This window comes from Paenibacillus rhizoplanae, from assembly GCF_042684125.1.
GTDB lineage: Bacteria > Bacillota > Bacilli > Paenibacillales > Paenibacillaceae > Paenibacillus_AQ > Paenibacillus_AQ rhizoplanae.
Genome location: NZ_JBHUKY010000003.1, coordinates 20677 through 37140 on the forward strand (window position 1 = coordinate 20677; position 16464 = coordinate 37140).

Sequence of the window (16464 nt, forward strand, 5' to 3'; positions counted from 1 at the left end):
TGTGGGCGAATTAGTTAGCTTTCTTCAGCTCCTGAGTTATCTGGTCCGTCCGCTATCCCTGTTGCCGGGGATGGTGTCGAGTGCAAGACGTCTCGGAGGAGTGCTATCCCGGATCACAGAGTTGTATGAAGAGAGTGAGGCGGAAGGAGAATATGCGGAGCTTCAGGGCCGGGAAGGAACACTATCCTGTGACAAGGTCTCCTACGTCTATAAAGAAAAAACAGCCTTATCTAATATTAGCTTCAAGTTGGACTCCCCTGGAATCACTATAATTGCGGGGAGAAGCGGTAGCGGAAAGAGTACGTTAGTCAAGCTGATCTGTGGTTATGATAGACCGTCAGAAGGCTCCATTACGCTATTCGGACATGATCTTGCTCAGCCAGGCTTCCATTCAATTGCCCCGCTAGTTTCGTTCGTTCCGCAAGAGCCCTATATCTTTCCCGTCTCGATTCTGGACAATATTGGCTACGGAAGGCTAAATGCCACGCGTGAGGAAGTTATTGCAGCAGCCACGGCAGCAGGTGTACATAGGTGTGTTAGTGAATGGCCGGACGGTTATGATACTGTAGTCTCGGGCGAGGAGCTATCTGGAGGGCAACGGCAGCGGATATCCATCGCCCGCGCATTGTTGAAGGGCACCCCTGTACTGCAAAAAGAAACGGCTCCTGCGGAAGAGGGCAGAAGCAAAAAATTGCATTGGCGAGAGCCGTGCTTAGTCATGCAAGGAGAACATTGTACAGACATTACAGCAACGCGTCCATGAACGACAGCAGATCGTCATATTGATTACGCACCGCAAGTATTCGTGTGAACATGCAGATCATTACGATCTCTTATCCAGCTCTGAAGCGTACCGGGCGTTTTGTGTTGTTGGGTAGGGATGAAGGAGAGAATGAATGAGATTATGCTCAAGCAAGCTATAAAATCCATTACTATTTTATACAAATATGCCCCCTATCTGATCATCTTGAAGTTCTTACAGATCCTGCTGCTTGCTCTGGCCACTCCGCTGACGCTATACATAACACAGCATCTGATTGATTCTTTACAAGGTTATATCAATAATGGTGTTCCGCTTAATCAGCTTATCCAATGGGGAGCAGCCTTAGTAGCTACCTTGCTCTTCACAGCGAATAGCACCTTCATGGATAGCATGATTACCCTACGCTTAAGGAGTCAGCTGAACCAGGATTTTATGGAAGAGATTGTGGAGAAATTTAACCGGATGGAATACTCCTGTTACGAGGATTCGAAGGTACAGGATCATTTGAACAAAATGGGAAATCACCCGGATGAAAAGATTCTGGAGGTATTGATCCAGACCTTAACGATGATATCGCAGCTGGTCAGCTTAGTAAGCTTGATGGCTATCTTTTTACAGGTATCGGGCTGGTTCACTGTGGCCTTCCTGGTGATTTTCACTCTAATGGTGGTACTGAACTTCAAAGCCATGGAAATGATGAACGGACTGTTCACCAGCCAATCCCGGGATGAGCGTGAATTATCCTATCTGGGGGGACTGCTCAGTGATAAAAGATCCCTGCTTGAACTCAAGGTATTTGGTGCGGTTGGATACATACAGAGTAAATGGAAGCAAAAATCGGAAAAGGTGCTAAAAGAGCGGTTGATGACTACGATAAAGTCTCATCGCTATTTTGCTGCCAGCAGCTTCTTGCTTCTGATGTGGATAGGATTGGTGATTTTTGAGCTGATTCATGGGGTCATGGAGCGGCGGGTTTCAGTCGGGTTGTTCGTTTCTTTGATTGGGGCATCCGGCAGTATTCTGGGAATTGCAGATGATCTGTCATTGCTGTTCTCCCGGTTGTCTCATCGTTGTATGGAGATTATGCATTATGAAAAGTTCATGCAGCTTCCAGAGCGATACAATACCGCTTTATCCGAACATTCTGCGGCGCTCGACTCTACAGCTCATCCATTCATTGAATTTAGAGATGTCTGTTTTACCTATCCGGGGACTGCAGAACAGGTGCTGAAGAAGGTCTCCTTCACCATTAATCAGAATGAACATATTGCTCTGGTTGGAGGGAATGGGGCCGGTAAATCGACAATTGTTAAGCTGCTAGTGAAGCTATATGTTCCAGATTGCGGAGAAATATGGATACATGGTGTACCCTTGAACCAGATCAGTCAAGAAAACCTTAGAAACAGCATGGGGATTATCTTTCAGGATTACGGCAAGTATTCATTGACTCTTCGTGAGAATATTGCTTTTGGTAACATAGATAAAATAGGAAATGACAATGATCTTAGAGACGCTCTGACCAAGGCAGCACCGGATGGGTTTCTGTCTGATTTGGAAACGGCTTTAGGAAAGATTTCGGAGAACGGTATAGATCTGTCCGGAGGACAATGGCAGAAGATTGCCATGGCCCGTGCCTATTTGGCAGATTGCCCTTTCATGATTATGGATGAACCGACAGCGGCATTAGATCCGGTGGCTGAAAGTGAATTGTACGCAACCTTTAGAGACATGATGGGTGAGAAGGGTTGCTTATTTATCTCTCATCGTTTGGCGAGCGCCAGATTTTCTGACCGTATCTTAGTGCTGCAAGACGGCGCTATTACGGAAGACGGAACTCACGAACACTTAATCAGTCAGAAGGGTATGTATGCAAATCTATGGAGCAAGCAAAGCTCTTGGTATAGGGACAGTGATGACTATGAAGGATAAATACACACCGCTGGTGATTGTACTCAGAGTATACAAGCAAACATTGAAAGCGGCTCCCTGGTCAGGGATATTGTCTCCGTTTTATTATTTGCTCGAGGGTATTTTCCCCGTATTTATAACGATAATTTCGGCTGGGCTTTTTAACGAGATTTATTCTTATACGCAGGGCAGTGCGGAGGCGGAGCCTCTTTTTCTCTACGGAGGAGTTCTGTTGGCAGGCTATGTATTGAAGCAGATTCTTCAGTTCATCTCTAATATCACGATCAATGCCGGAGTTTATGAGCGATGCACAGATTATCACAAACAGGCCATTGCCCAGAAGAGTTCCCGATTACCGCTAATTCTGTATGAGGACTCTGAGACTATGAATATCAAGACCAGAGCCATGGATTGTGTGAATCGTGAGGTTCTTAGTCAAATTTATATGTCCTCCGCCGTATTTGCTACAAGCGCTATCAGCATTATTTCATTGGTGTCTGTACTGGCCAGCTACAATCTGCTGTTCATTCTGTTGTCCTTATTGACAGTCATGCCCTACTTTATCGCCAGAAGGCTGCGTGGCAAGGATTTCTATGCGCTGAAGCAGAGACAAACCAAGCGAGTCCGTTACAGGGATTATTTATGGGAGTTGTTCAATGATAAGACAGCAGTGAAAGAAATGCGAACCATGGGGTTCGACCAGTACTTAAGAGAGGAATTCAAAGAAACGAGAGTTGAGATTGATAAGGAGTTATGGGAATTCAGTAAAAAGGATGCATTATCCTTACTCTTCTGTGATACGATTCGTGTCATTGGTTATACAGCGAGTGTCGTTCTCGCACTGGTCCTAACCATATCTGGCGAGATTAACATAGGCTTGTTCGGAGCAAGCATTGGGGCTTTTCTGGCTGTCCAGAATGAAACGAAGAAGTTCTTAATGGATTTAGGCAGTCTTCCTGAGAAAATATCCTTTGCCAAGGATTATTATGCTTTTTTGGACTTACCTGAAGAGCGTAAAGGATCAGTGCAAAAAGAAAGTCTCACCGAAAGCATAAGGCTGGAGCAGCTTGAATTTACTTATCCCAATGCAGGTGCCAAAACGATTACAGGAGTTAATCTGGAAATTCTTAAAGGTGAGAAGATAGCGATCATAGGAGAAAATGGCAGCGGGAAAACAACGCTCTCGAAGTTGATATTGGGGCTGTACCCTGTTCAGCAAGGACGAATTACCTATGATGGAGAAGCCTTGGAGGGGCTGAATCAGGAGACGTTCTTCCAAATGGTCTCTATCATTTCACAGGATTTCATGAGATATTCACTTACGCTAAGAGAGAATGTCTCTATCTCGGATCTGGAACGAGCTGATGCTGACCGTGATATCTTGGGTGTGCTGGCAATGGTTGATCTGGATATGGACCCCGCCCAGCTCGATCGTATGTTAGGCAGGGAATTCGACGGGTTAGAGCTATCGGGCGGACAATGGCAGAAGCTCTCTATCGCCAGGGGACTTTTCAGGAATAGTGAGCTTATCGTGATGGATGAGCCGACGAGCGCATTGGACCCGCTGATCGAAAATCAGATCCTGATGAATTTCCTTACAGTGGCACAGGGCAAGACTGCGGTCATCGTCTCTCACCGGACCGGCTTATGCCGGTATGTAGACAGAATTGTAGTGATGAAGGCTGGTGAGATCGTCGAAGTCGGCAGCCACAGCGAACTGATTCAGAGAGAGGGCGAGTATACAAGGTTGTATACAACGCAGGAGCAGTGGTATGTATAGTAAGAATTGGGGTATAGCCGGTGAAGAATTGAGTATATGTTTTTTTGTGATAATTTAACAAACAGCGGCAGTCTAAGACTTTATTAATCAAGTCTTAGACTGCCGCTATTTTTATTAATGAACAGTCCCGTACCATGTTATGCCCTATCAAACAATAGCCCGAAAGAGTAGTTTCGGCCGTATTCACCAAGATGTAAGAAAGAGTTGATGCTTTCATGAACGTTTGAAGGCAAAAAGGTGACCGGAACCGATTCGCTTAAAATTAAAGATATAATAATTTAAAATATCTATCAGCTTTTATAAGGAGGCACTAACATAATGGGCATCGATACCGTGCTGTGGAGCAGACTGGTGACAGGCTTGACACTGGGGTTCCACGTTATTTTCGCAACAATTGGCGTCGGGGTTCCGCTGATGATCGCCATTGCTGAATTCATGGGCATACGCAAAAAAGACCCTCACTATACGCTGATGGCAAAGAGATGGGCCCGCGGGTTTGTCATTTCTGTTGCCGTGGGCGTGGTGACAGGTACAGCGATTTCGCTGCAGCTGGCCTTGATCTGGCCCAATTTCATGAAGCTTGCCGGTAACGTGATTGCGCTCCCGTTATTTATGGAAGTGTTTGCTTTCTTTTTTGAGGCCATCTTCCTGGGCATTTACCTCTATACCTGGGACCGGTTCAAAAAGCCGTATATTCACTGGCTTCTTACGATCCCGATTGTTGCCGGTGCAGGGATGTCTGCTGTTTTTATCACGACCGTAAACGGGTTCATGAATCAGCCTGAGGGCTTTGCCATGGCGGGAGGGCAATTCATAGCTGTGAATCCGGTGGAGGCGATGCTGAATACAGCGACGTTCTCCAAGGTGTTCCATGTCTTAAGCTCAGCCTATCTGGCCGTTGCCGCAATGCTGGCAGGCATTGCCGCGTTTGCACTCCTCAAAAAGGGCGCCTCGGAATACCATAAAAAAGCGCTGAAGCTGATGATGGCCGTGGTGATGGTGTTTGGACTGCTGAACTCACTGGCTGGAGATGCGTCTGCAAAATTTTTGGCTGAGCATCAGCCGGAGAAGCTGGCAGCGGCAGAGTGGCATTTTGAAACGGAAAGCGGTGCAGATTTGATTCTGTTGGGGTGGCTTAACGCAGAGCATGAGGTTCTGGGCGCACTTCACATTCCCAAATTTCTCAGCTTCCTTGCCTTTGGCGATTTTAATGCAGAAGTGACAGGTCTGAATGAATTTCCTGCGGATGAGCAGCCACTGCTCCTGGTCCATTATTTGTTTGATCTGATGGTCGGTGTAGGGTTCGCACTACTAGGCATTTCATTCCTGTATTTCCTGTTTGTCTTCTGGAAAAAACGCAATGAGCATAACAAATGGCTGCTTCGCGCGATCGCGTTAGGCGCACCGCTTGCTTTTCTGGGAGTCGAGCTAGGCTGGTTTTACGCTGAAATCGGTCGGCAGCCCTGGATCTTAAGGGGATACATGCGTGTAGAAGAGGGGGCTACGACATCACCGAGCGTAAGAATCCTGTTTTTTGTTTTCTTGTTGCTGTACATCCTGTTAGGCACTGTATGTGTTCTTGTGCTGCGCCGCATGTTCAAGGACAATCCGGCAGAAACCGAGATGGAGAAGTGGCATCAGCCTCCCGGCGACAAATCAAAAGTAAAGGGTGAGCACGCAAAATGAGTTACGAACTGATTGGGATTTCAGTGCTCTGGCTGTTTTTATACGGATATTTAATAGTAGCCTCTATTGATTTTGGAGCCGGCTTCTTTGCCTTTTATGCCCGGCTGACCAAGCAGGATCATCTGATTAACCGTTTGATCTCCCGCTACTTATCGCCTGTCTGGGAGATTACCAATGTCTTTTTCGTCTTTTTTTACATTGGACTTGTTGGATTCTTCCCGGATACCGCTTATTATTACGGCTCGGCGCTGCTAGTTCCGGGAAGCATTGCCGTTATACTAATCGCGATCCGCGGTTCGTTCTATGCGTTCGAGAATTACGGCTCCAAGAATAACATCGTATATCTGTTCCTGTACGGCGCTTCGGGCCTGCTGATTCCCGCATCCTTGTCAGTGGCGCTCACCCTGTCGGAAGGCGGCTTTATCTTTAAGCAGGGAGAGACCGTGTCTCTGGATTACTGGGCATTGTTCACCAACCCGTTATCCTGGAGCATTGTAGGCTTGGCGATTGTATCCGTACTGTTCATCAGCGCCTCCTTCTTGGCCTTCTATGCTTCCAGGGCTGAGGATCAGCCCGCGCTGAAGCTTATGCGCACCTATGCGCTGTTCTGGAGCACCCCGACCATTGTTATCGCACTGACGGCCTTTATTTATCTAGGACAGCACAATGAGCGGCATTTTCAAAATATGATGGATTTATGGTGGCTGCTTGCGCTGTCCGTTGCTTTCTTCATGCTTGCCATGTGGCTGCTGTACAGCGGACGCCGTTACGGCTTGGCGTTCATAAGCATCATGCTGCAATTTCTATGCGCCTTCTTCGCTTACGGAATCGGGCAGTATCCTTATATTCTGGACCCGTTCATTACGCTTGAGAACAGCATCACCTCACCGGCCATGGGCCTGGCGCTGGTTATCGTGTTCATCGGCGGCATGTGCTTGCTCATTCCTTCCCTGATTCTGGTGTTCAAGCTGTTCCTCTTTGACGCAGATTATGTGAAAGGAAAGAAGTAAATGGACAACAAAAAAAGCCTGATCGCTGAGCAAATGTCTGGGCAACGAAAACGGCTGGTTTTGCTGACCCTCCTGTCGCTCATGCTTGGCATTGCGATTGTAAGCCAGGCCGGGTTGTTGGCTGAAGCAGTCCAGCGGGTGTTCGTGGAGAAGGCTTCCTTATCTTCGGTTGCATTGCTGCTCGCTCTTCTGCTGTCAGTGATGGCTATCCGCACTTTGCTGTTATACGCAAACGGAAGGGTAGGCTTGTCTATGGCTGCCGAAGCAAAGGCAAATATGCGTTCAGCCGTGCTGCAGAAGCTTACCCATGCTTCCATGCCTTCAACGCTGCGGGGGCAGACGGGAGGAAAGGTCAGTGTGGCTCTTGATGCAGTGGACGAGGCTGACAGCTATTTCAGTCACTACATGCCGCGGATGGCCGAAGCAGCGATCATCCCGGTTCTGATTCTGGTGTTTACGTTTATCTTACATGCGAATACCGGCTTCATTCTGCTGTTTACGGCACCCTTCATCCCGCTGTTTATGATTCTGGTGGGACTGCAAACGAAGAACAAATCCGAAGAGAAATATGCACAGCTTGCAGAGTTCTCCGGTACGTTCCTGGATTCGCTTCAAGGGCTGGTGACGTTGAAAATATTTGGACAATCCCGCCGCCAGCAGCAGCAGATTGAGCGCAGCAGCCTGGGTTACCGTGACGCGACCATGGATATTTTGAAGGTTGCCTTTACGAATACTTTTATGCTGGAATCCATCGTCATGCTTAGCATCGGGATTGTTGCCCTTGAATTGGCTATTCAACTGCTCGTATTCAAATCGATGCCGTTCCACACGGCCTTTCTGGTTCTGCTGCTTGTTCCCGAGTTTTTTAACCTGCTCAAGAATACAGGCACTGCTTTTCACAGCGGGCGGACCAGTATGGGGGCGGTCCGTAAGGTGGAGCAAATGCTTGCGGAAATAGGCGGCGGCACACAGCCGGAAGAGGGCCAGCAGTCCTCAGCCAAGCTGCTCCGGATGCCGCCATCCATTGCGCTGGATGATGTACATTTCCATTATGCACCCGATTCATTTGAGCTTAAGGCCGGACCCGTCTCCATAGGACCGGGAGAGCATATTGCCATAGTCGGTAAAAGCGGCTCGGGCAAAACAACGTTGCTCCATCTCTTTGCCGGGCTTCTGAAGCCGGTATCAGGGACAGTGATGGTGAACGGAAGCCCGCTGACAGAGTGGGAGGAAGACTCATGGTTTGAGCAGGTCAGCTACATTACGCAGCACCCCTATATTTTTGCCGGCACATTCGCTGATAATATCGCCATCGGCGCCGGACGTACGGTCTCCAGGGATGAAATCAAGCAGGCCGCAGAGGAAGCGGGACTTTCAACGCTTGTTGCCGGGCTGGAGCAGGGTTTGGACACTTACGTCGGGGAAGGCGGCAGGGGACTGTCGGGAGGGGAAAAGCAGCGTCTTGCTTTAGCGCGGGCCTTTTTGAAACGTCCGGCTCTGATCCTGTTCGATGAGCCTACGGTGGGCCTCGACTTACAGACCGAACAAATCCTGCAAAGCTCCATAACCGCGCTGGCTCGAAATGCAACGATGATCACAGTCGCACACCGGTTATATACGATCCGGCAAGCGGATCACATTTTGTTTATGGACCATGGAGTATTGGCGGCGGCAGGACCTCACGAGGAGCTCCTTGAACATGTGTCTCAATATGCCGAGATGGTTGATATTCAGCGAAAAGGAGGGTCAGCATGAACGAGCTGGCGATTTTGTCCAAGGCCATGATAGCAGAGCGTAAGGATATTCTGCTTTCGATTCTGGGAGGGTTTATTGCCGGCGCAGCCGGTGTGGCCCTCTTCTCCGCAAGCGGGTATCTGATTTCACAGACGGTCTTTATGCCGCCGCTCTACACCCTTATCGTACTTACCGCGCTGGTCAAGCTGCTGGGTCTGCTCCGGGCGGCAAGCCGTTACGGGGAACGCCTGTATTCGCACAGAGCAACCTTTTCCATGCTTAGCCGTTTGCGCACAGGCTTTTTTGCCCGGCTGATCCCGTTAACGCCCGGTATATTGAACAAGAACCGCAGTGGAGATCTGCTTGCGCGGATTGTCGGCGATGTAGAGAGCCTGCAGAATTATTTTTTGCGTGTCGCTTATCCGCCGGTTATCGTCATCACGGTGTTTCTGGCAACTATGGTGTTCAGTGCTTCTTATTCATTCTGGATGGCCTGCTTGTTTATAACAGGAATGCTGCTGACCGCATTGGTTGTACCGGGAATCGTATTGCTGGGCCAGCGGTCAATACACGGCCGCGTCCGTAAGCAGCGGGCGCTGCTGTCAACGGAGGTAACCGAGGTGTTGTATGGCTTCCGCGATCTGAAGGTGTACGGGCAATTGCCCCAGCGGGAACAGCAGCTCCAGGCGGCTTCGGCAGCACTGACAGCAGAGCAGCAGCGTGCAGCAGGCCATCTGCTGCGCGGACAGGCAATGCATACTTTTGTAACCTTCTTTATTTCGTGGGGTGTACTGACGTTAGGTGCCTATCTAATTATGGAAGGTGCGCTGGCCGGAGTATTTCTAGCTATGCTTGTCATGGCCTCACAGACGGTGTTCGAAGAAGCTGCGGCCATGGCTACTTTACCTGCATATAAGCAAGACAGCGAGCACGCGGCCAAAAGGCTGACTGAAACCGTAATGCCTGCCGGTGACTTACCTGTGCAGCCGGGCCGCACTCTGGCGGCAGGAGATGCTGTTTCGGTGGAGCTGTCCGGCGTTACGTTCCAATATATCGATGAGTGGCGGCCCGCGCTGACAGAGGTGTCGCTGCAGCTCCCGGCAGGCTCCAGAACGGCCGTGGTCGGACCGAGCGGGTCCGGCAAATCAACCCTGATCGATTTGCTGCTCAAGCTGCGCACACCTGTATCCGGTGACATACTTCTAAACGGTGTTTCGGTACAAGAGCTGGATGAGACAGGCATTTGGGAAGCCTCTAATGTCGTATTACAGCAAAGTCATTTTTTCCGTGGAACGGTCCGAGACAACCTGCTGCTGAATGGAGAAGAACAGTCTGACGAAGTATTATTAGAAGCTCTCGCGAAAGCCCAACTGCAGGATGTGGCATTAACCGATGTTGTATTCGAAAAAGGAGAGAACCTGTCCGACGGCGAGAAGCAGCGTTTGGCTCTGGCCCGGGTCATGCTCCGCAAAGGGCGGTTATGGCTGCTGGATGAACCGACATCTTCGCTGGATTATGTAACGGAAGAGCGCGTGTTAACCCATCTCTACGAACAGTCCGCCGGAGATACTTTACTGCTCATTTGCCACCGGCTTACCGGCCTGGAAGGTATGGACAGGATTATCGTCATGGAGCAAGGCAGGGTCATCGAAACAGGTTCATATGCGGAGCTAATGGAACAAAAGGGCTACTTGTACCGTATGAAGCAAATTGAGCTGCAAATGATTGGAGAGCTGTAGGCAGAAGGTCTCTATCGCGAGGCGATTATTCATGAAATGATTCACAATGCGACCATCAATAGGGTTATGCTGCTCACCTCGAGGTGAGCTTTTTTTGGTGAAGAAAGTCACATTTTAATTTTGGGATATATGCTATTTTTATCTTGTAAAATGTAAATATTACCTCATATACTAATTCGCCCTACTTTATTCCTATTCATCCCCTTTAATGGTAATAGTTAATTTTAACCACTCTGAAGTCTACCAATCCCTTGTAAAATGCATGTTTATTCAAAAAAATACATATAGTTTAATGGAATTTTTTTGTTATTTACAGTTGTGAATGATAAGCATAGTAAAAGGAGCGAAAGGTATGAATAAGCAGACAGACAAGCTAGTGGCGATTGTGGGGATGGGCTGCAGATTCCCAGGGAGCGCAAATAATGTAGAACAGTTCTGGGATATCTTGAAGTCAGGCAAGGATACAATTACAGATATTCCCGAGGATAGATGGAGTATTGAAGAATATTATCATCCTAACAAACAGGTAAAAGGAAAAAGCCACGCCAGGCGCGGAGGATTTATCGATAAGTTTGATCAATTTGATGCAAAGTTCTTTGGGATTAATGCCCGGGAGGCAGATCAGATCGATCCGCAACAGAGACAAATGCTGGAGATTGTCTGGGAGGCGTTAGAAGACGCAGGAATTAAGCCCGGAAGTCTGAGCGGTTCCCGCACCGGTGTATTTATCGGCGGATTTACTCTCGATTATAAAATCCTGCAATTTGCTGACGCTGCACAAATTGGAACCCATGCTGCAGTAGGAAGCATGATGACGATGTTATCGAATAGAATCTCGTACATATACAATTTAATGGGTCCCTCTCTATCCATAGACACAGCCTGCTCGTCCTCCGTGGTTTCTGTTCATGAGGCCTGCAAAAGTCTGCACAACGGTGAATGCGAGCTGGCCTTGGCAGGCGGCATGGAACTGATCTATGCCCCGGAGTATTTCATAGCTGAATCCAAAGGCGGATTCTTATCGGTGGACGGAAGCTGCAAGACCTTCGACGCTGCTGCGAACGGTTATGTCAGGGGAGAAGGGGGCGGAATCCTTGTCCTTAAAAGTCTGGAAAAAGCGCTCGAAGACGGCGACTATATATATGCCGTGATCAGAGAGAGCCTTGTGAACCAGGACGGAAAAACGAATGGCATTACGGTTCCTAACGGCGAATCCCAAAAGATGCTGCTGCAGGATGTATATGCAAGAGCAGGGATTGCCTCCGACCAAGTTCAGTATGTTGAATTGCATGGAACAGGAACAGCACTGGGTGATCCCATTGAAGTCAATGCGGTCGGTGAGTTCTTTGGAGAGCACAGAACCGAGGATAACAGATGCATCATGGCCTCGGTCAAACCTAACATTGGGCATTTGGAGGCAGCCTCCGGCGTAGCATCGGTAATCAAGGCGGCGTGCATTCTTGATCGTAGACAGATTGTACCGCATATCGGGATGAAAGAGCTTAATCCTGAGCTTGATCTGGACAAGCTGAGGCTAAGAATTCCTTTAACCAATGAGAGCTGGCCGCAGGATGGCAAAGACGCCATCGTCGGTGTCAATTCGTTCGGGTTTGGCGGAACCAATGCGCACGTGATTTTACAGGGAATAGCGAGTGACAGAAAGTACGATGGAACAGTCAACGAAGAACTGCCTCAAGTATTAACCATCTCCGCAAAAACAGAACAATCCTTAAAGGCTCTTGCCGCAGAATACACTGAATTTTTGAATCAAACCGCCGAAAGCTTACCGGATATTTGTTATTCCGCACTTACCAAACGTGAGAAATTCCCGAAATCCCTTGTGTTATTCGGAGGGAATACACAGGAGATCATTCAGGGTCTGACAGATTATCAGCAGGATACTTTACCGCAGAATGTGGTTGTGGGGAATGAGGGCAAAGACAAGAGACTGGTGTTTATTTTTACCGGCATGGGTCCTCAATGGTACGCGATGGGACGCGAGCTCTATCATGTGAATACGGTATTCCGCAATACGGTCGAGAAGTGCCACGCTGAGTTCTCCCGATACTTGTCCTGGTCATTGATGGATGAATTCCTGATTAATGAGGAACAATCCAGCATGCAGTTCACCGAAGTCTCCCAGCCGTTGAATTTTACGGTGCAGGTGGCCTTGGTTGAGATGTGGAAGAGCATGGGGGTCGTCCCGGATCTGATTATCGGACACAGTGTGGGTGAAGTGGCAGGATTGTATGCTGCCGGTGTCTACAGTTTTGAAGATGCGGTCCGGATTTCGTATTACCGCAGTATGCTCCAGCAGCGGCTGACGGGTAAAGGCGGGATGCTTGCGGTTGCTTTGAATGAAGCGCAGGCCACAGAGCTGATTGCTGACAATAACGACAAAGTATCCATTGCGGCAATCAACAGCAATACAAGCTTAACCCTGTCCGGAGATATGGGCTGCCTTACAGAGATCAGCAGCAAGCTTGAAGCGGACGGCGTGTTTAACAAGTTCTTAAGAGTAACGGTACCTTATCATAGCGTGTTTATGAACGAGATTAAGTCGGAGCTGCTGGAAGCCCTGCGCGATATTCATCCGCAACCAACCAAAATCAGAACGTATACCACCGGAAATGGCCAGCTGGCGGAAGGGCCGGAGCTGGATAATGAATACTGGTGGCTGAATGTATCCGGTTCCGTGTACTTTGCCAAGGCCATGGAACAGATTTTGGAGGAAGGCTATACCTGTTTTGTTGAGGTTGGCCCTCATCCGGTACTGGCGAATTCAGTAAGTGAGCTTGCGAGTGAGATGGATATAGAAGTCCTGATCTCGCCCTCCCTCCGCAGAAATGATCCGGAAATATCAAGAATGCTTAGAACCTTGTCTGAGCTATTCTGTGCAGGCTATGAAATTGACTGGTCCCGGATCTACAGAGGAACCTTTAAGTATGTGAAGCTGCCGCATTATCAATGGGAGCATGAGAGGTTCTGGAAAGAATCCAAAGAGCATATGAAGAGACGCCTTGGACAGAAAGAGCATCCTTTTATCGGATACCGCAAGAACAGCGTGGTTCCTGTATGGGAAGCGGAAATCAATGATTATATTATGCCGTTCGTCTCAGACCATTGTGTAAATGGCAGTGTACTGCTGGCCGGGGCCCATTTCATTGAAGCCTCGTTCCAAATGCTCCGTGATTACAGCAAATTAAGCATTGATGAGGTGTATGGTTTATATCATATCCACTTTAAAAGAGCGCTGTTCCTTGATGAGAACAATGCCGGCCACATGTCTATTAACTATGATCCGCAGCATGGTGTGGTGAAGATCGGAAGCCTGGCAGATGGCGATGTATCCAGAACTACCGAGAATTTCCGCGGGGAATTTGTCAGAAAACAGACCTTGCGAGTCAACCGGACAGCCGATCTGGAGGCTCTTAAGCACAGTGCCAAGGAAATTCTGAATCAGGCGGAATGCTACGGGTTGCTGGAGAAAATGAATTTCACCTACGGCCCTATGTTCCAGGGGCTTAAGAAGGTATGGATTAATCATAATGAAGTCCTGGCTGAGATCTGCATGCTGGAGGAGTTAGGCATCCAGGACATGGATAATATCCTGCATCCGGCTATTCTGGATGCTGCCTTTCAGTCGCTGCTCGTTAATCAATTTGATGAGCTGAGAGATCACGGACAAGTTGATATTAAGCTGCCGGATACGGTGGATTCTGTAGTCGTATACGGTAACACATCCGGTCCATTGCGGGTCCGTTCTATAGTGAAGGAATCCAATAAGGAGTTCATTGCCGGGGATATTGAAATCTATGATGAGCAAGGAAACATTGTTGTCATGGTAGACAACTTTGTTGCCAGATCAGTAGAAAAAAGTCCGGAAGATGCCGTGCTTAGCGAGAAGAATCTGAAAGAATGGTTCTATGCCATAGAATGGAAGGCTCAGGAGATAGAGAACGATGAACAGCTGATCACCGCTCGTAATTCGTATACGAACTGGGTTGTGCTGTGTGATGCTTCCGGCATGGGTGACAGGATTGCCGAGAACTTAAGCGGCAGAGGCTATAACTGCAAACGGTTCTACGCGGATTATCAGAATTCCGGCAACCAGGATGCAGGCAGTGTTATTGTCAGCAATAATCAAGAGGATTATATCAAGCTGATTCAGCACATGGATCAAGAGCAGGAATACGGCATTATCCACCTGTGGGGTCTGGACATTACAAGTCATGATCAGATGGATACGGATGCTATTGAGGCTTCCAAGCAGAAGGCTGTCAACAGTATCCGCCATGTTATGAATACTTTGAATGAGCACTCCATGAAATATCGTACTTGGGCAGTTACCCAAGGGGCTGTCAGTGTTGACGGCAAAGAGTCAGTTGATGTCCTGCAGGGAGCGGCTATCGGTATGTGCAGAGTAATCAGCCACTCCGAGTGTATTGGAAGCTGGGGAGCAAGTATAGATATCGATCATCACCCCGCCTCTGTCGAACTTTTGATCAATGATCTGGAGAACTATACACGTGAAGATCAACTGGCGTATAGAAACGGTGTCCGTTATGTTGCCAGACTGGAGCATATCTACGATCTGGACGGGAACATCCCGGTAACTATGGCGGACAATAAGATTTATCTGGTCACGGGTGCAATGGGCTCACTCGGGCAAATCACTGTGAATTGGATGTACGAGAAGGGAGCCAGACATTTTGTATTGGTGGGCCGTACTCCGTTCCCTGGCAAAAAAGAAAGAAAAGGGATGGCTTCATCCCATAAGCTGTACAGCCAGGTGCAATTTATCAATGAGCTTGAACGGAAAGGCTGTACCGTTGAAGTAGCCGCGCTGGACATCGCGGATGAAGCAGCAGTCCGGGAGCTTACACATAGATTGATTCACGAAGAAACCATGCCGATCGGCGGTGTGGTCCATATTGCCGGTGTAGTCAAAGACAAATTAATGATGCAAATGGAGCAACATGAGTTCGATGAGGTCTATGACACCAAAGTTAAAGGCGCATGGTTATTGAATAAATATCTTGAAGAGGTTGAACTGGACTTTTTCATCATGTACTCTTCCACAGGATCGGTCGTTACGGCGGTTGGACAAGTGAATTATGCCGCAGCGAACTCCTTTATGGATTCACTGGCCTACTATCGCCGCAGTAAAGGCAAATCTGCCTTGAGTCTGGGCTGGGGACCATGGGGGGTAGGGATGGTTAAAGAAAAGAATTTGATTGATCATTATAAATATCAAAGAGGCATGAACCCGATCTACGCGGTGAATGGCATGCAGGCGCTGGAAAGAGTGTTCGGACAACAGCTATGCCATGCGGTAATCGGTGAAGCGGACTGGCCGCTTGCGCTTAATAATTATCCGGGCAAGCCTGCATTGTACAATCACCTCGCCGTGCAAAACGAAGATGCTGCCGGGGACATGCAGGAGACCGACTTGTTCAGCATTCTGGCCAAAGCCTCCAGCACGGAAGAAAAATGTGCGGTTATCATGGATTTCTTCGCTGAGATCATCGCCGAGACCATTCATGCGAAGAAGGAAGCACTTGTTCTTGATGAGCCGATCAGTTCGGTTGGAGTGGACTCCATTATAGCTGCAGAGATCAGAAATAAAATAAATAAGAAATGCAGTATTAACATTTCCATTGTTGACCTTCTGGGCGGAATCAGCATTGCTGACCTGGCCGGAAAACACTTCAATGACATCAATGACCTGATTATTGAAGACGAATCCGAAGCAGACCTGGAGGCTTTATTGAACCAGTTAGAGAATCTGACAGAAGAAGAGGCTGCACTTCTACTATCTAAATAAAAACGGAAAGGAGGATA

Annotated in this window: 8 protein-coding genes; all 8 read left to right on the forward strand. The window is 48.3% G+C overall.

The features are described from left to right. Position 1: 1 nt before the first annotated feature. Positions 2 to 763 (forward strand): ATP-binding cassette domain-containing protein, encoded by a 762-nt coding sequence (locus ACFSX3_RS00465; protein WP_209992480.1) that lies wholly within the window; start codon positions 2 to 4, stop codon positions 761 to 763. A gap of 129 nt (positions 764 to 892) precedes the next feature. Further along, a complete protein-coding gene (locus ACFSX3_RS00470) occupies positions 893 to 2692 on the forward strand; it encodes an ABC transporter ATP-binding protein (RefSeq protein WP_209992479.1) in 1800 nt (599 codons plus the stop codon). A 211-nt stretch (positions 2693 to 2903) separates the two neighbouring features. Continuing rightward, positions 2904 to 4451: an ABC transporter ATP-binding protein gene (locus ACFSX3_RS00475; RefSeq protein WP_209992478.1), complete on the forward strand. Its 1548-nt coding sequence runs from the start codon at positions 2904 to 2906 to the stop codon at positions 4449 to 4451. 318 nt (positions 4452 to 4769) lie between these two features. Beyond that, entirely contained in the window at positions 4770 to 6137 is a 1368-nt protein-coding gene (locus tag ACFSX3_RS00480; protein ID WP_209992477.1) for a cytochrome ubiquinol oxidase subunit I, read from the forward strand. Next, complete coding sequence (locus ACFSX3_RS00485; protein ID WP_076073513.1) at positions 6134 to 7147, forward strand: cytochrome d ubiquinol oxidase subunit II; 1014 nt, start codon at positions 6134 to 6136, stop codon at positions 7145 to 7147. The genes ACFSX3_RS00480 and ACFSX3_RS00485 overlap by 4 nt, the downstream gene beginning before the upstream one ends. Then, positions 7148 to 8902 carry a thiol reductant ABC exporter subunit CydD gene (cydD, locus tag ACFSX3_RS00490; protein ID WP_209992476.1) on the forward strand — a complete coding sequence of 585 codons (1755 nt, stop codon included), beginning with the start codon at positions 7148 to 7150 and terminating at the stop codon, positions 8900 to 8902. It abuts the gene before it with no gap. Beyond that, positions 8899 to 10620: a thiol reductant ABC exporter subunit CydC gene (gene cydC, locus ACFSX3_RS00495; RefSeq protein ID WP_209992475.1), complete on the forward strand. Its 1722-nt coding sequence runs from the start codon at positions 8899 to 8901 to the stop codon at positions 10618 to 10620. Before cydD ends, cydC begins: the two co-directional genes overlap by 4 nt. A 352-nt stretch (positions 10621 to 10972) precedes the next feature. Further along, entirely contained in the window at positions 10973 to 16447 is a 5475-nt protein-coding gene (locus tag ACFSX3_RS00500; RefSeq protein ID WP_209992474.1) for a type I polyketide synthase, read from the forward strand. The last annotated feature ends 17 nt before the right edge of the window (positions 16448 to 16464 follow it).

Bases quoted from the DNA above. Each gene is read 5' to 3' on its own strand.
- ACFSX3_RS00470 (WP_209992479.1), top strand. From the start codon at position 893: ATGAATGAGATTATGCTCAAGCAAGCTATAAAATCCATTACTATTTTA.
- cydD (WP_209992476.1), top strand. From the start codon at position 7,148: ATGGACAACAAAAAAAGCCTGATCGCTGAGCAAATGTCTGGGCAACGA.
- cydC (WP_209992475.1), top strand. From the start codon at position 8,899: ATGAACGAGCTGGCGATTTTGTCCAAGGCCATGATAGCAGAGCGTAAG.
- ACFSX3_RS00485 (WP_076073513.1), top strand. From the start codon at position 6,134: ATGAGTTACGAACTGATTGGGATTTCAGTGCTCTGGCTGTTTTTATAC.
- ACFSX3_RS00480 (WP_209992477.1), top strand. From the start codon at position 4,770: ATGGGCATCGATACCGTGCTGTGGAGCAGACTGGTGACAGGCTTGACA.
- ACFSX3_RS00500 (WP_209992474.1), top strand. From the start codon at position 10,973: ATGAATAAGCAGACAGACAAGCTAGTGGCGATTGTGGGGATGGGCTGC.